Annotated in this window: 7 protein-coding genes and 1 pseudogene; 2 read left to right on the top strand and 6 right to left on the bottom strand. The window is 61.1% G+C overall.

Features of this window, described 5'->3' with window-relative positions:
• Positions 1–166: 166 nt before the first annotated feature.
• Together Q4Q11_RS24105 and metB are read left to right on the top strand one after the other, a co-directional pair.
• Complete coding sequence (locus Q4Q11_RS24105; RefSeq protein ID WP_498571054.1) at positions 167–1,741, top strand: carbohydrate-binding domain-containing protein; 1,575 nt, start codon at positions 167–169, stop codon at positions 1,739–1,741.
• A 343-nt stretch (positions 1,742–2,084) separates the two neighbouring features.
• Positions 2,085–3,242 carry a cystathionine gamma-synthase gene (gene metB / locus Q4Q11_RS24100; protein WP_498571053.1) on the top strand — a complete coding sequence of 386 codons (1,158 nt, stop codon included), beginning with the start codon at positions 2,085–2,087 and terminating at the stop codon, positions 3,240–3,242.
• Between the two features lie 56 nt (positions 3,243–3,298).
• On the opposite strand, the gene Q4Q11_RS24095 is transcribed toward metB, so the two are convergent.
• The 6 genes and pseudogenes from Q4Q11_RS24095 to Q4Q11_RS24070 all read right to left on the bottom strand — a co-directional run.
• Positions 3,299–3,772 (bottom strand): Rrf2 family transcriptional regulator, encoded by a 474-nt coding sequence (locus Q4Q11_RS24095; protein WP_112512913.1) that lies wholly within the window; start codon positions 3,770–3,772, stop codon positions 3,299–3,301.
• A 75-nt stretch (positions 3,773–3,847) separates the two neighbouring features.
• Positions 3,848–5,056, bottom strand: a complete 1,209-nt coding sequence (gene hmpA / locus Q4Q11_RS24090; RefSeq protein WP_498571052.1) for an NO-inducible flavohemoprotein — start codon at positions 5,054–5,056, stop codon at positions 3,848–3,850.
• A gap of 204 nt (positions 5,057–5,260) precedes the next feature.
• Positions 5,261–7,513: a transglycosylase domain-containing protein gene (locus Q4Q11_RS24085; protein ID WP_498571051.1), complete on the bottom strand. Its 2,253-nt coding sequence runs from the start codon at positions 7,511–7,513 to the stop codon at positions 5,261–5,263.
• Positions 7,514–7,589: 76 nt separating this feature from the next.
• Positions 7,590–13,559, bottom strand: a complete 5,970-nt coding sequence (locus Q4Q11_RS24080; protein WP_498571050.1) for an alpha-2-macroglobulin — start codon at positions 13,557–13,559, stop codon at positions 7,590–7,592.
• A gap of 5 nt (positions 13,560–13,564) precedes the next feature.
• Positions 13,565–18,640, bottom strand: coding sequence for a hypothetical protein (locus tag Q4Q11_RS24075; protein WP_498571055.1), 5,076 nt, complete (start codon positions 18,638–18,640; stop codon positions 13,565–13,567).
• Positions 18,641–18,880: 240 nt separating this feature from the next.
• Positions 18,881–19,204, bottom strand: a pseudogene (locus Q4Q11_RS24070) (lysozyme inhibitor LprI family protein); the annotation flags it as partial.
• Positions 19,205–19,585: the final 381 nt, after the last annotated feature.

Genomic DNA, 19,585 nt, shown 5'->3' with positions numbered 1-19,585 from the left:
AGGCGCATGGGTCGAGCGGCAGCCCCAATTTGATAGGGGGTGCCATTGGACAACGTGAATCTAGTGTCCCCGTGTTGTCGTGTATTTTGCATTTTGTTGGCGTTCGATGTTTGCAGCCCGCGCAATGGCGAAAGCCGGGGCGGACCAATTTGTCGTGGAGGTAGACATGTCTACGATCGATCTTACCCAATACCAGCTGACGTTTGACGACGAGTTCAATACTCGCAGCATTTCTCAGACGGGTAATGGCACGACCTGGGCCGATATCCGCCCGCAATGGCGCTATGACGCCAATTCCGATATTGGCTTTGGTCATTCTTCATTCGTTGACGCTTCGTCGGGTTACGATCCTTTCGACGTGAGCAACGGAGCGCTGACGATTACGGCCGTGCCCGACCGCACCGCGTCCGGCTTCCCCGGCAGCTGGGAGTCCGGACTGATCACGACGCAGGGGCATTTTTCGCAAACATATGGCTACTTCGAGATGCGGGCTGATTTCTCGAACCTTCCGGGAGCGTGGGCCGCGTTCTGGCTTCTACCGGACAATATGATAGCCGATCCAAATAATGCCGGACACTGGCAGGAACTTGATATCGTCGAAAACTATGGAAGTTTCGAGAAGGGCATATATAGCGGCATTCACACGACCGATGCCGCGCCGAATCTTAATTGGCAACAAGATTTGCAGGTCTATAGCGAGCTCGCTCAGCCATCCGGTTTTCATACATATGGATTGGATTGGAATGCCGATACCATAGGCTTCTACGTCGATGGCCAGCTTACGGGAACGAAGCCCACGCCGAGCGATATGCATGGGCCAATGTATCTCCTGGCCGATCTGGCCACGCAGGACGATCCCAATAACAATGCAGATATTACCAAAGCGCCGATTTCAGAGCAGATCGATTATATGCGCGTGTATTCTCACCTTCCCGCTACCACCCCGACGCCTCCGGCAACCGTTCCTCCGCCAGTGGGCGACGGAACCACGATCGGCACCGGAGCGGACAAACTCGTTTTGTTGATCAGTGAGGATGCCTATCTTGGCGACGCACAGTACAGGGTTACCGTCGACGGAATACAAATCGGTGACATACAGACAGCGCACTCTCTTCACGGCTCTGGCCAGTCAGATCACTTGGTGGTGCAGGGTGATTGGGACAAAGGTGTCCATGACGCGAGCGTGACGTTCCTGAACGACGCGTGGGGCGGGACACCTACCACCGACCGAAATCTGTATTTGGATGGTGCCACCTACAACGGCACGGATGTCTCCGGCGCGCAACATGCTTTGATGGGTGTCAGCGCGTTCCACTTCAATGTGTATTCTGACCTTCCCGCTACCACCCCGACGCCTCCGGCAACCGTTCCTCCGCCAGCGAGCGACGGAACCACGATCGGTACCGGAGCGGACAAACTCGTTTTGTTGATCAGTGAGGATGCCTATCTTGGCGACGCACAGTACAGGGTTACCGTCGACGGAAAACAAATCGGTGACATACAGACAGCGCACTCTCTTCACGGCTCTGGCCAGTCAGATCACTTGGTGGTGCAGGGTGATTGGGACAAAGGTGCCCATGACGCGAGCGTGACGTTCCTGAACGACGCGTGGGACGGAACACCTACCACCGACCGAAATCTGTATTTGGATGGTGCTACCTACAACGGCACGGATGTCTCCGGTGCGCAACATGCTTTGATGGGTGTCAGCGCGTTTCACTTCCAATTCTTCGATGTCTAAAGCCGGTGGCAATCACTGGTGTTGCGCTCAGATGATTGGCGACTTGTCATAGCTGCTTTCTAAGCGCTGTCCCGCGGCCACGGCACAGCATTCCATTGTGAATCCGTTGAGCTGAACCTCATGAAATTCCGGAGGCCGCCTGAATAATTCTCTTTGCATAGTCATATGTGTTTGATTTCGACTGAAATGGAGAACGATCCATCGTTGTCATTCTCAATCGGGAAATTATAGTGTGCAGGAGGAACAGGCTTTCGACTGTCGAATGTCCCATCGCCGGGAATCTCGGTTGTGCGGCTTTCGGTCGATTGGCCCGTTATGACAATGTGCACAAGGCAATTCCCATATGTCGAAAGATAGAGATTTCAGAACGATCGCGGCTGCCAACGGCATTGCGAGCGACACGTCCCATCGTGCTGTGACGCCGCCTCTTTACTTATCGAGCAACTTCGCGTTCCGACAGTTCGAACAATCGCAGCCATACGAATACTCAAGAACATCCAACCCCACGCGCGATCTCCTTGCCGATACATTGGCGAAGCTGGAGTGCGGCGCGGGAGCCGTCGTCACGTCTTCCGGCATGGCCGCCGTCAATCTTGTTCTCAGTCTCCTGAGGCCGGGCGACAGGGTCGTGGCGCCGCATGATTGCTATGGCGGAACCTACCGGCTGTTGGCAGCCTTGAAGGACAAGGGCCATTTCGATCTGGAGTTTGTCGATCAGAACAATAAGGACGCCCTGGCAGGGGCCTTGGGCCGCGGCGCATCGCTTGTCTTCGTGGAAACACCCAGCAATCCGCTCATGCGCATCGTCGATATCCAGGCCGTGTCCCGGCTGGCGAAATCCGCGGGCGCGCGTCTTGCCGTCGACAACACGTTTCTGTCGCCGGCGCTGCAGCGGCCGATTTTGCTCGGAGCCGACTTGGTTATTCATTCTACGACGAAATATCTCAACGGACACTCGGATGTGGTGGGAGGCGCGGTCGTCGCGGCAAATTCGAGCGATGTCGAAGAGCTTAAAGGCTGGGCAAACATGATCGGAGCGACGGGCGCTCCCTTCGATTCCTATCTGACACTACGGGGCATCCGAAGCCTGTTTGCCCGGATCGAACGCCAGCAGCTGACCGCGGGAGCCGTCGCTCGTTTTCTTGCTCAACATCCACGGGTCAGGGCTGTCCATTATCCCGGCCTGCCGTCTCATCCCGGTCATGAGCTTGCGGCGCGGCAGCAATCCGGCTTCGGCGCCATGCTGAGCTTCGAGCTTCATGAAGGATTGGAAGCCGTACGGCGCTTCGTGGCTGCATTGAGGGTCTTCACGCTTGCCGAATCCCTGGGCGGCGTTGAAAGCCTCATCGCTCATCCAGCCAGCATGACTCACGTCGGCATGGGAGAGGAGGCTCGCCGCGCCGCCGGCATAAGCGAAGGATTGCTCAGGGTTTCCATTGGCCTGGAAGCCGAAGAAGATCTCCTATCCGATCTCACAGCCAGTCTTGGTGAAGTCGGATAGCTTACCGGCATGACAAGCCATGCGAATGCCGATGCGGATAAAGAGGGATGCCGCCGCTAGCTTGTCACCGCATTCGGCACGGGATCGGGGTCCGCCAGGCCCAGGAGCTGGCGCAGCGCGACGGTCGGTCCGACGAGGTCCCGCAGCGTGTAGCCGTCCAGGACCTCGAGAAAGGCTGCGGCCGCGGCAGCAAGCGCGCGCTTGAGCACACAGGCGGGCAATACCACGCAGGCATTGCCGCCTTCGGCTTCCATGCAAGGGACCAGCGCGAAGTCCGGCTCGCAGGCCCGAACGATATCTCCGACCCTGATGGCCGATGCGTCACGGGCCAGGCGCATTCCCCCCTGGCGTCCCCGTATGGTCTCGATCAGGCCCTTCCTGCCGAGTTCGTTGGTGATCTTCATGAGATGCGCCTTGGAGATGCCGTAAGCCGCCGCCACCTCATCGATCGTCGATAGGTCTTCGCCCGTGCGGAGGCCGAGATACATCATCAGCCGCAATGCATAGTCGGAATAAACTGTCAGCCGCATGAATTCTTTCCTGATTCCATTGCAGCATAATAGCAATCAGGCGGCGGAGCGAACTCCTGCCGTCTGATGCTCTTCTTATGCCGCCAAATCGTCGGCCGGACCGAAGAACTCGTAATGGATTCTGTCTTTCGGGACGCCGGCCCTGTCCAGTCCATTGACGAAGGTCGCAAGAAACGGCTTTGGCCCACACAGATAGATGTCGGCCTCCTTCAGCGGCGTGTTCTCGGCGAGCCACTCAAGGGTGACGAAGCCTTCCTGGTCGTAGTGAACACCCTTCCGATCGTCGGAATGCGGCGTACGATAGAAGATCGCCGACCTCATGCCGTCGCGGCCGAAAACGAGCTTGCGAACATGCTCGCCCATCGCGTGAACCTTGCCGTCTTCGGCTCCGTGGACGTAGTAGACATTCGCATTGCCTTCTTTCGCTGCGATGGTTTCGAGCATGCTGACCATCGGCGTCAGGCCGACACCGCCGCTCAGCAAGACGACCGGTCGCGCCGTATTCTCCTTGAGGAAGAAATCGCCCGCCGGTGGCGCAACTTCGAGCACATCGCCGACGACCACCTTGTCATGCAGATAGTTCGAAATCACACCCGAGGGCTCGCGTTTGACCGAAATTCTGTAGGTCTCGCCGTTCGGAGCGGAGGAGATGCTGTAGTTGCGGCGATATTCACCCTTTCCCGGCACGGCGATCCGGAAGGTCAGATATTGGCCCGGGAGATGGCGCAGGACCGGCCTGCCATCTTCAGGCTTGAGGACGAAGGAGGTGATGATGTCGCTTTCGCGGCGCTTGTCGGCAACGCGGAAACGGCGCCACCCGCTCCATCCGCCTTCAGCAGCGCTTAGCTCGTCATAGACCTGTTTTTCCCTGCCGATCAGAATATCCGCCAGGAACCAGTAGGCCTCGCCCCAGGCTGCAAGCACCTCGTCGGTTGCGGCGTCGCCCAGCACCTGCTTGATGGCTGCGAGCAGCGCGTTGGCGACATGCGGATAATGATGCTCCTCAATCTGAAGACCGACATGCTTTTGTACGATCCGCTCGACCGCAGGCCCGAGGACGGCGAGGTTGTTGATATTCTGCGCATAAGCGAGGATCGCCTGCGCCAGCGCCTTCGTCTGACCACCGCCTTCGCCTTGGTGGGACTGGTTGAAAAGGTTGCGAACCCCATCGTCCTTGAAAAGCAGTAGATACATGGCGGCGGTGATCTCGGTGCCGTGGGCTGCAAGCGCGGGTACGGTGGCCTGCACGATTGCCTTGGTTGCAGCGCTCAGTTCTCTAGCCATTTCGGATCTCCATGAATTTGGTAGTGGCGGGGATTTTGGTAGTGGCGGGGGCGATGTATGCTTTAAAACATATATCTGCAATGTATCTTTTTGTGTTGCAGTCGCCCTGTGCGGTTCTGTCACATGCGGATACCGTGGGTGAGCAGGAGGCGCGACAGCCCGACCGGCAAACGCATGGCGCCGCCTTCCAACCATTGCACGTCTTCACTGCACGTAGATGGGAACGATCGCTGAGGTTTCGTCGCGGTATGGCAAGCGGATCTGGAAACGATGCTGGCCGCTCTCGATCGGCCAGAACACGGGCCGGTCGGGATCGGTAACCGCAAACGGCTGGCCATCGACGTACCAGACGATCTGCGGGACATGGGGTTTTACATCCGCCTTCAGCGCTAGGCGGTTGTACTCGGCCGGCTGTTCCGGATTGCGCCAGATCTGGCTGTTGCGGGCCGGTGTTGAAATGGCGAGGTGTATTTGCGGGCTGGATCCCTCGCGGCCGACAGCCGGGTCCTTCGAGGTCGCCCATGGACCAGTCTCGGCTGGCGCCGCCCCGGCATTTGCATCCGGATGCGAGGCCGTCTTGGCCATTTCCGGCATCTCGCCCGGTTTCAGCCATTCCACCAATGTCTGGCCGCAGGTCTCGTCGTTTGCCTGCCCGCTGACGAGGCAAACGTCCACAGGCTTGCGTTCCGGCGGCGTTGGAAAGCGAGCTTCGGCAAGATCGCCAGGCTTGTTGCCATGGACGCGGTCGATGATCGCATGAACGAGGTGGGCGGCGCTGCCGGCGCCCGTCATCCGGTTCATAGTGCCGTTGTCCCCGCGCCCGACCCACACGCCGACGATCACCTTTTGCGAATAGGCTATCGCCCAGGCATCCCGATAGCCTTGCGACGTGCCGGTCTTGACGGCGACCGGAAACGGATATTCGAGGGACCCGTAACGATGGAAACTCGGAAGCCGGGCCTGCGGATCGGACAGGAAGGAGGTGATCAGCCGGGCCGTATCGAGGGAGATGGCCCGCACCGGCGGATGCTGTGGCTGCTCGCGTGCCCAGAGCAGGTCTTGTAACTGCCCATCGTTGGCGAGAGCTCCATAGGCGCGCATCAGACTGTCAAGGCGCGTCGGCAGCGAGCCGATTGCCATGGACAGCCCGAAATGATCGGCGGGAACCTCCAGATCGTGAAGGCCGAGATCGCGCAGAAAACGGAACGTGGTTTCAAGGCCGATGCTGCGCAGCAGGTTGGTGGCGGGCACATTGCGGGAATTGGCGAGCGCCTGGCGCGGCAACATGGGTCCTAGGAATTCCCGGTCGGCGTCGCCGATGCCCGAGGCACCCTCCGGCAGGTCCAGCAGCATGTCGGTCGGCTTCAGCACGCCGCGCTCGAAACCCAGCGCATAGACGAAGGGCTTCAGGGTCGAGCCGGGGGATCGCGGTGTCCGCGTGTAGTCGAAGGCGCCGGCATGATTGCCGTAATAATTGCTCGATCCGACCTGGGCCAATACCTCGCCGGTTTGCCGCGATACCACCATGGCTGCGACCTGCTGCGCGCCGGCGGGACGCCAGATGCCGAGATATTGCCGTGAGAGTGCCGTGACGTCGGCCTGAAGCCCGAGATCGATCGTCGTGTGGATCAGCGGCGCATTCGCCGAAGCAGCGGTTATCTGGCCGCTCTCGATGAGATCGTCATAGCGCAGTATCACATGCAGCGCATCAGGGCGGCGCGGCAGGTCGGGCATCCGCACCTCGTTCAGCTGATGGTGCGCGATCTCGGCTTCGTCGGTCCCGATGACCTTCTCTTTCAGCAGCACGTCCAGCATCTGATGGCCGCGCTGAATGGCCCGGCGCAGTCCGTCGGGTCGCAGCGGATTCATTCGCGTCGGCGATTGCGGGATGGCAGACAGCAGGGCGATTTCAGCCCAGGAAAGGTCCGACACCGGCTTGTCGAAATAAAATCGTGCCGCGTGGGCAATCCCATGGCTGCCATTGCCATAGGGTGCCAGCCGCAAATATTGCGCCAGCACGGCACTGCGGCCGTAGCGCAATGTCAACGCGACGCCGGTGCCGGCCTCCAGGGCCTTGTGGAGGAAAGTGCGCGATTCCGGCTGCTGCATGCGCGCAACCTGCATGGCAATGGTGGAAGCGCCGGAGCGGCGCCGGACGGAGCTGAGATTTTGCCAGGCCGCCCGGCCGACCGCGTAGAGATCGACGCCGGCATGCTCAAAAAACCGGCGGTCTTCGAGAGCGAGCGTTGCCTTGACGAAGCGATCGGGCAATCGCTCCAGCGGCCAATAGCCATAATCGATGCGTCCGTACTCGCTATGGCCGATCTGCGCGAGGAACGCACCGCTGCGATCATAGAGGATGGGCGTCGGCCGTGGCGCGATGAGCTGTGCCCGCTGCGCGACAGTGCAGGCATAGGCAATCGCACCGGCGGCGGCAGCCAGCAAAGTCAAAGCCACGAGTTTTGATCGGCGGGTTTTCAACAATGTCATTGCCCGGCTAATGGATTGCAGGATCCTTCCGCACTCGATATCGCTATTTCACCACCACGATCCGCGTTGCCGCACTCGTTCCGTCGACACCCTTTTGGTAGATCGTCTCGGCAAGTGCCTGGGGCTGCGTATAGGTGCCGGGAATGAGGGCGCGCATACGATAGGCGAATGTGTAATTGCCCTTCGGTAGCCTGTCATAGGCGCAGAAGACCTGGTCATCGTTGTAAGAGGTCCAATCCGCCGTCAAAGTCGGTGCCATGGCGGGCGTCGCCTCCGCGGGCGCGGTGGCGATGTTCGGATTGAGGGGATCGAGTCCAGCCGCAAGCGGCAGGGTGAGCGCGACATGCGTGCGGTCTTCGGACACGACAAGATCGACCCTTTCCTCCACCACATCTCCGACCTTCAACGCGATCGTGCCGTTGGCATCGGGGGCGAGCTTCTCCAGGGGCGCGTTGCCGGCAGGGACGCGGTAAAGCGTGCGGGTGAGGGCAAAACCTTCGCTATGAGCTTGCGCCTTGTAGCCAGGCTCGGCGGAGAGATAGCTCGTTTCGACCAAGGCAAGCACCGGCGCTGTGCCATTGTTGTGAATGGTCACTGCGCTCGGGTCCGAGATGACCTGCCGCAACACGGGCGCATTGGCGTCGAGCGTCAGGGACTGAACGTTGCCGTTCTGCGTCACGGTCAGCGGCAGGGGCGTTGTCGGTCGCTGCCACGCAGTTGCAAGCGCGCGGATCGCGGCCGCGGTGGCATTGGTCGAGCCCCAGCCGTCGCCCTCGCCCAATTGCAAGAGGGCATTTTTGAGAGCGGGATAGCGCGGATCGGCCTCGGAGGTCAAAGCCGCTGCGCGCACCATTTCGGCAAGGCTGCGGGTTTCCGAGGGCAGGATCTGCGGATTGCCCTCATCCTGCGCCTGACCGTTATAGACCAGCTCGCCATTGCGGGAGAGAATGCGGATGCGTGACCACATCGCCTCTGTCAGGTTGCCGACCAGACGCTGATCGGCATCGGGTGCGGCCGCTGCGGCCGCCGTCATTCGGGCAACGCTCACATTCGGCATCTGGGCCGCTGAGCGTGCGAATTCGGCCGTATAGGCCGGATCGAGCTTGCCGCCATCGGCAAGCGCTGTCAGGGCCTCGACCCGCTCGCGGAGTTCATTGCCGCTCAGCAGATGCGGATAATCCGACCGCAGCGAGAGTTTAAGCACATTGGCAAGGCGCTCCGTCAAAGCCTTGTCGGTGGGCTCGCCAGCCTTGTCCGCGGCAACCAGAAACGAATAGGTCCAGGCCGTCAGCGAGACATTGCCTTTGCTGTGAGGCCAGAACCCGACAAGCCCGTCCGCATCGATCGCCTGACCGATTGCCAGCACGGTGTTGTGAACGTCGTTGTCGATGCGCTTGTCCAGCTTCGCCGCCGCAAGGAGGGGAGCAAAACTCTTGAAGGCAAGGCCGGATGAGGCCAGCGACATGCGTTGCTCCGTCGATCCATATGGAGACTCGACCAGGCCGTTCAGACCGGCGACCAGCTTGATCAAAGCCGGGTCGGAGGCCAGCGTCATGACACGCTGGAACGATTCCGGGCGCATTGCTTCCTGCGGTCCCGGCAGGACCTTTTCGCTGCCGGCCGGTATTTCGACGATCTCGTAATGTCTGGCCGGGATACTGTCGGGCTTTACGGGGAGCGTAATTTCCACGGCATCCCGGGAGTGGTCCGCAAGACGCTCGACCTCAAACCGCAGGCGCACGTCGTCCTTACCGGGTTTTTGCTCCGGCACCGAGGCCTGCACGGCGATATGAGCCGGCTTGTTCTGTTCCCAGGCGAAGGAAATATCCTTGCTGTCCGTAAGCGCCAAGCCATCGGAAGCAATGGTTGCAGCACCCTGGCCGCCGCCGCCCTCGACGACACGGGCGATCATGCCGGCCTCAAATCGATCGCCTGTGCGAAGGAAGCGGGGCAGGGCGGCCTGCGCCACGATTTCCTGGCGGATCAGCATTTCGCCGGTGCCGTAGCCGAAGCGGTCGGGGCCGCTGACTGCTTTGGCCCGCAGTTTGAACACTGTCAGCGAATCCGGAAGCTTCACCTTGATCTTGGCCGTGCCGTCCGAACCGATTTTCACATCGGGAAGGTAGATTGGAACCGGCGTGAAATTCTTTCGGACGGAGATATTGTTGTCGGTCCCCCAATCCTCCCGCTCGTCGCCCCCCGGCACCTCGTCGAGAGGGATGATGCCGAAGGCCATGTTGCGGGTGTCGCGCAAGGCCATCGTGGATTTGCGCTTGACGATGAAGTTCGGCAGGGGATCCAGCGGCTGCTCGGTTGCAAGCGACAATACGGCCTGGTCGATCATCCAGAACGTGGCGTCACCCGCGATCGGCTGACCGAGATCGTCCGCCAGATGCAGCGTGACTTCCACCTCGTCGCCCGGGCGGGCTTTTTTCGGATAATCCATGGTGACGGTAACGGTGTTCTTCACCGGCTTGACCGTTACCGTCTTGGTCGCAGCGATCGTGACCGGCTTGCCCTGGTCGAAGGGGGCGCTCGGGGCGGGGGTACTGTTCTCCAGCCGTCCGCGCATGATGAGGAAATGAACCGGAACCTCCGGCATCTGCTCCTTGCGGACCGGCAACGCATAATGGCCGTAGCCATCGGCGATATCGACCCAATCATAATGGAACTTGCCTTCCGGCTCTTCGACGATGGCGAGAGCGCGGGCGAACTGGAATGGAGACTGGATCAGAAGATTGGCAGTCTCGCCCGGGATATAGCTGTCCTTGTCTGTCGTAACGACAGCCGTGCGGGCGGGCGGCTGCGCCCATGTAACCGGCGTCGAGCCGCCGACAAAGAAGTCGACGCTCACCTGCTGCCGGCGTCCGACACGGTCGCTTGCCGCGAGCTGAATGATGTAGACGCCCGCCTCCTTTGCCTCCAAGGCGAGCGTCTGGATATCCTTTGTGCTGGTGATCTTGCGTTCCAGCACCGTCTCGTCCATCTCCTGCGTCACATATTTCGCAGAGCCCTGGCTGAAGTCGCTTGCCTGCAGTGTCGATGTCCAATTGCGATGGATCAGGCGCGCGGTCATCTCGAGCCCCTCGACTGGAGCGCCATTGCCGTCGACAGCCAGTATTTGCGGCTCGACGGCACCGGGCTTCTGCACATACCGCGCCACTTTCAGGCCGAGCACGAAGGGCGGGACCGCATAGACATTGGTGATGCTGCGTACCTGCAGGTCGTCATCGCCCGTGACCGTCGCCTCGATCATATAGCGTCGGGGCTGCGCCGTGGGTTCGATCGTCGTGTCGAAGCTGATGCGCGAGGCACCGCCGGCATCGGTGCTGCCGTCTCGTTCGAGCGCGGGGGAGGATTTGAACTCGCCTCCGCCGGAATACCGGGAATCCGTCGAAAAGAGAAAGCCGTCATGGCCTGGAGGCGTCCAATTATAGGGATACTGCACGGCTCGCCAGCGGATGGGGCGGTCCGCGAGCAATCCGCCGGCAAAGTAGCGTGCGATCAGATCGACGTTGAAGGAGGCGTCGAGCGGCACGGTTTGCGGATTGTTGAGGACGACCTCGAAAGTCGGCAGCCGATAGGCTTCCTTCTTGAAGGAGACGCTGCCGCATTGAAGTGTCTTGTCGCCTGTATCGCCGCTATCGGTAGCAGCGGCCTGGCCGCTATCAGCCTGAGCGTCCTGCGTCCCGCCGTCGTCGCCGCCGTTGCTGCCTTGATTGTCGTTTGAGCCGTCGCCGTCATCGGGTTTCTGTGCCGGTTGATCGTCGTTTTCGGCCTTCGTCGGATCATTCGGCTCGAAATGGACCTCATAGTCGCCCGTCGCCGGCGTTGCGGCATCGAACTTGTGATAGAAGGCGCCGAATTCGTCCAGCTGCACCGGTATGCGCCATTCCTGCTTGTCCGGGCCGGTAATCACAAGCTGGCCGCCGGCCTTGGCAAGGCTCAAATGCCCGCTGAGATAGCTGCGGACATAGCCCTTGATGTGCACGGGTTCTTCAGGGCGATAAATCGGCCGCTCGGCAAAGACATGGCAGAGAGTGCGGGCTTGTTCGTCGCGGCCCTCGTCCGGATTGGTGGTCCAATCGAGCCATGACGTCGAGGGCTTGGTCCAGTTGTTCAGGGCATATTGGGCAGGGGCGTGATCAGGGTCGATCACCAGCGTATCCAGTCCCTTCGTCACGATGACGCGGCGTATCCTGGCTTCGCCACGGTTGTCGAGATCCCAGGAAAAGAAGCCCTGCGCATCCGTCATCCCCGTTGCAAGCGTGACGAATTTGCCGTCCTGCAATCCATCCAGCCGGATTTGGGCAGCGTCGACCGGCTTGCCGCTGGCAAGCGAGGTGACTGCGAAGCGTACGCGGTCCGGTTCCTCCACCGCGCTCAGGGTCAGATCGGTAACCTGAACGCGCAGCCAATGGCGGGCTTGGTCGTCCACCGCACGCAGCCCGATGAGATAGGTTCCGGGTTGGTCGGCGCCGACAATCTTGGCAAAGAACGGCTTCAGGTCGAGACCGAACTTGGTGTCCACGCCGCCTTTATGGATCGGCAGATCTACAAACTGGGATATGGCGGGTGAACCTAGAGCCTTAATTCGCGCTGCAACCGCATCGGCCGAGATATCGTCCACATTTGCCCACTTCTGTGGTTCCGTGCCGGGCAATGGCGGTGCATCGTCGTCCTTCGTGTCTAGCCCCACCTGCGGGAAGGGCCAGAAATCGCGCGATAATGGGTCGATCGCATGGACCCGTATGTCAGCCCGGTCGTAGCCGCGTCCGCGCAAGGGAACAAGTTGCGGACCGAAGCGTTCGACGATGCCCTGAGATGCATCCCAGGCGAGAGACGCAGGTTCCGGCGAGAATGCGAATTTCCGGCTGAAACCGGTGGCCAACGGACGGTCACGGTCATCTTTCAAGGCGCCGGCCGCGATGTTCAGCGTATAGACCTTATCCGTGAGAAAGCGGCCATGGACATAGAGACGCCCATTGCTTGCCTGCGCCGTCAGGTCGTCGACAGGTGGAGTAATACGCAAGGCGTCGCGTGCCGAGAACTGCTCCCCGGCGACGGGATTGCCCGAAAAGCGGAAGATCAGGCTGCGAGCCTTGCTCGAGCGAAAGGTGCGCGCGCCGTTTCCGTCGTCGACGGGATTGCCATTGTCATCGACCGTTTCGCTGGAACCGCTGCTCGTGGCGCCTGACGTGCAGCGCATGATGCCATCGACTGTCGCCGTGTCGAAACCTCGGCCGCAATCCGAACTCGTCATAGTAAAGGGAACAGCGGTGCGTACGCGCAGTTCGAAGGTCTGATCGGAAAGATCGGGTGTATCGGCAAGCTTCAGCCGCACAAGGGCGACACGGCCGTCGGGCACTGCGGTATGGAACTTTACGACATAAGATTGCTGGTCGCTGCGGGCGCTGCGCTCGATCGGCTGGACATCGAAGTCCTGCGCCCCCAGCATCAGGCCGCCTTCATCACCTATCCCGGGAGAAGGACGCAGTTCGATCGATAGAAGGCGTTTCAATGCGGCGACATCGACGGGCTCGGCAAAGGTCAGCGTGATCTGGTCAAGGTCATTGACCGGATCGGCATCGGCGGCAGGCTGGGTGGATACCGGCAAGGGCAGCAGCGGTATCAGTTCGGCTTCGCTGCCGGTCTCGCCGCCACCGCCCGTCATCTTCACCTTGATCCGATCGAGCGGCTTCCATTTGTCGGCGGGCCGGAATTGCAAGGCGCGCGGACCAAGCCATTGCCAGGCGCCGGCGGCTTGCGGCTCCATTGTGACAAAACGCTCGGGCGAATCCTCGGGACCGCCCGCTGCCGGACCGATGTCAGCGGCGAAGAAAATCGTCACCGGGTCATAGGCGCGCAGAAATCTTTCGGGCACGATTCTGACGCCGTCGGCCCGGTTCAGAACATCGAGGCTTAGCGGCGCAGCAGGTTGCTGCGCCTGCACGGTTGCGATCGGTGCGGAAGAAGCCACAGACAGGGCAATGAGAAATGCGATCTTTTTCATTGGCTTCACTTCGATCCCGAGGGCTTCAAACCGGCATTCTGCAGATAATCATTGACGACTTCGGGCGGCGGACCCGCGGGTGGGGGTGACAATCCGACCACGGCGGGCCTGACGACCAGCGTTGGCGCATCGGTCGGGGCACGCGCTTCCAGCAGATAATTGCCTGGTTCGAGCGGCTTCAGCTGATTGACGCCCTCACCGAGGACCTGACCCTTTTCGTCGAGCAGGCGACCGGCGGCGAGATCCGGATCGGAGCGCAGACCAACGCCGATATTTCCCTTGCTCTTGACCTCAAAGCCGAAAAGAACCGTTGCTCCGGGTGCAAGCACAGTTGGGGCACCGACCCCCTCGGAGAGAGGAATGACCGGTGTTGCCGTCAGATCCAGCGCACCGGACAACGGCCCCTCGTGGGTCGAGTAGAGCCTGAGCACCGCTTCGCCGGCCGCGACATAGCGATGAAATTCAGCGCCCATCGGGAATGGCTGCAGATCGTGGCGGCCATTCTGTTCGAGATCAACGATGACCGGTGCATCGGTGCTGACATCGAGGACCATCGGCTGGACCGGATCGAGACGGAAGGCCATCGCCTGCCCCTGGAGCATTGCATTTTGCGGCAGACCGACCGGCTTCGGCTCGGGCTGCGGCCAGGGCGATTTGCCTTCCCGTTCCAGCCACAGCACCACCAGTCCCGCGCCATGGTCGAGGATCACTTGGCCAGCGCCTGACGCTGCAATGTTCTGGCCACGCAGCACCTTGCCATCGTTTGCGATAAAGGTTGCCGTGCCGCCGGAAACCTTCAAGAGATCCCCTCTCATCGCATCCACGGCGATTGCCTCGGACCCGGCCGTACCGAAGAATCGGCGCAGAACCTGACCGGCGCCAAGCGTTACGGCCTGTCCGGGCGACAGGCTGACGCGGACAGAGGCTGCTTCCCTCGTGACGTTGACGAGCCGGAGTTCCTTGGCCGATGTCGTGATGTTGCGTGAGAGCGGTGCGGCGCCGGACCAGACGTTCAGCAGTTCGGGATCCGAAGAACCGGAAACCACGGCAATGCCGGGCGCCAGATCAAGCGTCAGTCGCTTCACCCCCGCCGGCAACCTGACCGGCCGCGCGCTGAGCGCCGGTATGATTGCGGCATAGGTGCCGTCGAGCACGATCGCGTCGAGCTCAGCTGCGTCGATGGGCTTCAGCCGCATCTGCAGACTCTCATCGCCTCCGGCATTCCATACATGCAAATCTTGGCCATTGGCCAAGGCGACAGCGCTATCGACGCTGACGCCCATGCCGCGCCCGGCGCCGAGGCCGGGCTGGCCAAAGGTGGAGTCAGCAAGCCACAGACGGGTCTTGCCCGGTAAGGAGGCCGTGGCAGGGACGACGGCTCGATCCCCTGCGGCAAGCGTCAGCGCAATCTCCCCCTCGAGTTTAGCGGGAGTTGCCCGCACCGGGCTGTCCTTGCGGGTGACCAGCCATAAGCGATCCGATTGCGGAGCAAACAGCCCCGATGCGGCGGCGCCAAGCGGATGATCCATGCTTGCTCCCGCAAGCAGATCTCCGGCCGTCTCAAACTCAATCAGGCCCGCCGATGGCACATGCACGAGCGCGACATTCAAGGTAAGGCCGAGGCCGTCGATCGTTAGCGGTTCCAAGGAAATATCGCCAAGCGCGCGCATGTCGCGGGAGATGCTGCGCGCGCCAATTTTTATCGAGGCCGAACTGCCATCAAGGGTCCATACCGAAGCGCGCCATTGCGGTCCATCCGCCGAGGCAGGCCAGGCAAGAACGGGCGTGTGGCCATGGGCAAAGGCTTGCGGCTTCCAGGCGCCATCGGCTCCCCGGGTCTCGACGGATAGAACCAGTTCGCTTGTGGACTGCGCCGCGACGAGTGCGAGCCGATCCTTCTCGCCGGCGGGCAGGGGGAATGCGAAGACGGAGCTTCCGCTGACTTCGGTAGTCCCGCCGTCGGCAAGCGCCGGCTGCTCCAATTCCTGCGGCAAAGCGAGCTGGACCTCGATATTCGAGCTATTGGCCTGATCGCCGCTGCCATCTTGCTGATCGCCATCATTTGACGAGGCCTGCTGATCGTCTGAACCGTTATCCGCCTGGCCGCCCGTCGTTGCGGGTGCAGCCGCCGTCTCGAGGCCAAGCGTATAGGAGCCGGCAGGGAGGCGGCGGGAAAGCGCGATATTCCAATCGTCGCTGCGGCCGGAGAGGCGTTCGATCACGCCGCCCTTGGCGTCCTTCAGTACACCTTTCATCTCGCTGCGGCCGAAGGTGCCGAGGCTGACGACGCGGTCTCTTTCCACATCGAAGGAAAGCACGGCCGGCAGGTCGACGAAGCGCGTTTCGCCGGGCTGCAGATCCTTTACGTTCAGGGTGATCTCATAGTCCAGCCGGTCGTCATGAGCGAGGCTGCTGAGGTCGATGCGATAGTGCCCAGCCTTCAGCCTGGTGCTGAATTGCGGCGCGGCGACAAATCTCGCGATCTGATCCTTCTCGTCGCGGATCAGTGTGGCGATCATCCCCTCGGTCAAATCGATGCTGATATCGGCGTCTGCGGCGAGTTCGAATGTCCAACTGTCGGGGGTGCGGGTGTCGCTTTTGCTCTGTGGCTCGCGCCACTGGAATTTCTGAACCTGATTGAAAGCCAGCGGATGCGGCCCGTGACCCTGCGGTTGCGGCGGGTCCATGACGGATGTCAGCCGGGCGACAAAACGCGCGTCGACTTCACGCGGTTGGATCACGAGACGATAGCGCCCCGGTGCCAGATCCATGCTGAGCGTGGAGAGAGGACCGGGGGCCGTCAGCGGCCAGCCATCCGCATCCTCCAGACGCGCGGCAAGGTCGCCGCCAAGCGCGTAGAGCTCAAGCTTGTAGGATCCGGCTTTCGCAATCTCTATCGGCACAACGGCGCCGCTCGAACTCGACAGAACGCCTCGGCTGCTGCTGTCGGGAACCAGAGCTGGCGTCGGCGCCAGCAAGGCTTGCATGGCGCCGACACCGAGATGGCCGGATGAATTCTGTGCCGAGACATCGATCTGATAGGTTCCGGCGCGCAAATAGGTCAGCAGCAGAGCATTGTGGCCATCGCCATTGTCGGATGCTTCTCCGAGAGATGGCACGATCGACGTGCCGAGATCGAGAGACGTCTGCAAACGCCCGAAAGTTTCGATACGATAAAGACCGCCTTCCTTCACGTTAAGCTGATAGGTTTTACGGCCATTTTCGGGGAGATCGAAGAATTGCTTTTGGCCGGCGTTCAACGGGGATGCCGCGATCGGTCGCCCACTCTTGCGCGGAGCACTCGCATCCGGCCGCCAGCTGACGCCTATGGCGCGGGAGGCGGAAATGGCAGGAAAACGCAGCGTCAGCCTCCGTCCCCCCGCATCGGCATGCTCGTTGCTGACCGCGAAGGCGACGGGGGCATTGCGCATATCAAAGGCGGAAATGATGCCACCAGGTGGGGCATGGACGTCGATGCGCAGATCCGCCGGCGACGCCGGTCGCGCAAGGGCAGCCTCGCCGTCATCGGATTTGTCCGAGCCTGGCGGCACCGGCTCCGGAGCGGCGGACTTCGGCTGATCCGCTCCGGTTTGCGGTGTTGGGCCTGCCGATTGCCAGAGTGCCAGCGGCCGGGTTTCAAGATCGGCAGGCAGCGCGACGGCACGCGGCCCGGTCAAGAGCGTGGGAGCCGCGTTGGTGATGATCTCCAGGCTCGTGGCCGATCGGGCTTCCTGGACGCCATAGGAAATCGTCGTGCGCGCCGGCGCAGCCGGCTGGACCGGCGGCACAAGACCTGGAGTCCCGAGTGTAAGATCGATGATGCCGCTCGCATTCGCATTGGGCACGAGGCGGAGCAAATAATAGCCGGCATCCAGATCATAGCGATCGGGCACGCGGCCGTCCGCACGCGGGGCATTACCAAGAAGAACCGGACTGATTTCGGAGTGCAGGGCAACACCCGAAGCATGGACGGCGATCTGGCCTGCCTGCGTCATCTCGAACAGGAGCGATGTCGGTCCACGCAGATTGAAACGTCGTCTCCAAGCCTGGCCCGCACCAAGGCGAGGCATGTCGGAGGCAACGACGCTTGCTCTGCCGCCATTGTCCTGGCGGATGAGCAAGGAGGTCGCAGGAATTTCGTCCCCGCCTTCGCCCGCCACGTCGAGGCTGATGAGATTGGGCACAGAGCCGTCGAATTGGGTCTGATTGCCGAAACGCAGCCCGCGAACCTGAAAGCGCTGGCCTTCATATCCAGATATTTCGACGATGCCGGGTTGGCCATCCGCCGGCAATGCCAGCATTGCGACCGGCTCGCGGTTCGACTTGCCGATTGCCGCACTTCGGAAAGAAGGGGCAGGATTGGAAATCCGCGCTGCGCGAAGCATAGCCGATGCAGATTGCGGTAGATCGAGACGGAATCGGTCGAAATCGGCAGGCGCCTCGAAACGCATCGAACCAAAAGGCCCGATTACGCCTTCGGCGATCCCGGCCGCGAGCGACATCGTGACGCCGGTGCGGATATGAAACGGCTCGGCGGTATCGGAATTTGCCCAGGCAAGCTTCTCGCCGCCATAGGCGGTCACAAGGTAACGCCCAGGTTCAACCATGCCGGCCAACGTGGCTCGCGTCATCGAAAGGCCCGGCTTCAGCTCGAAGACCGAGATCGTCGGTGAAAGCTGGACGATGCCGCCTCCATTGCGCCACAGCCGCAAATCGTGAAGCGAGCGTCCAACGGCCTCTACGTCGATACGTCCGGAATCGGGAACGTCGATCCAGAAAGACCTTTGCTGGAGATCGCCGAGATCAGCATCGATCGGGACGTCGGCACTTAGGACGGTATCGGGCCGTTCAAGCTCCTGGTAGGACTGCGCTTTGAGTTCGACCTTGCCGCTTGCTCCCTTGGCGCCAAAAACACGTATCTTGTAGGTGCCCTTATCCAGCAGGGTGTCGATCCGTCCGTCGCCGACGCCTGGCACCCCCATTTGCTCTCCAGGCCCCGTCATCATGTCGATGAGCTGCAGCGCGACACCGGAGCTGCTATGGGTACTGATGGCAACCCGACCTGGCCGGTCGACCGTCATCAGCGTGCTTCCGTCTTGATCGGCGGGGAGCCGATCCAATGCCAGATGGGGCTGGGCTGCGGGCTCTGGGGATGGATAGGTGGAGGAGGATTGTGCAATTGCAGCGGGCGGCGGTGTTACCCGATACTGCCCTCCGGGGACTTGCGTTTCTGCCGCGGTCGATGCTGAGGGCTCCGGGGATCGCTCGGAACTCGGCGGGCTTCGTCCGGCCGGAGAACTTGGCGCGCTCAGCTCGGCAATTCGCGCCTGATAGATTGTCATCAAGCACTTCGCCAGGTGATCCGGATCGGGATCCGTGCATGACTTATTTCGGTCGGATAGCCAGCGGCGCTGTTGCTGCTTCAATTCCGTCAGCTTTGCCGGATTGCCGCTGAGATCGTTTGCCGCCTGCCTGTAGGACGCGGCTAAGGCCGTGTCCTGGGCGATCAAGTTGGGATAGGCGCAAATCGTCTTTTCAATCGCGGTCTGTGCCTTGCCGCAATCAAAGGATTGCGCTTGGCAAACTGGTGGGAAAAGACCAAAACCGAGAGCAACAAGCAGGCGCAAGCGAGACGCGGGGGCCATGGATAACTCGTTTTTTAGATGCCGGCACGCTAGTCAATATGAGCTAACTTCGATCAAGACAAGAGTGCCGCTGCGGCGTTGAAACCTCGAGGCGAGAGAATCGTCCTGAATGCCGCCGGGGCCGATCGCTGGCTGGAAAATCATGCCAGGTCAGTCCGGCCATCGATCTCCTTGGCGGCTTTCGCATCGAGGCTGAAGGATATCGCCGAGAATATAGCCGCCCCAGCATGCCAACTCGTTCAAAAGTCGAGTGTTCTGTCGGCGTCTTTGCGATGGATTTGAGTAAGAATACTTGTCGTCATCAATTAGGCGATGTTGACAAAGTTGGTTCACAAATCAGCTTTGGTCTGATTCAAGGCTACCTTTTAGGAGGCAGTTTTG

The sequence above is a fragment of the Rhizobium sp. UFLA01-1127 genome, assembly GCF_059803845.1.
This window is presented reverse-complemented; position numbering and strand designations above follow the sequence as displayed.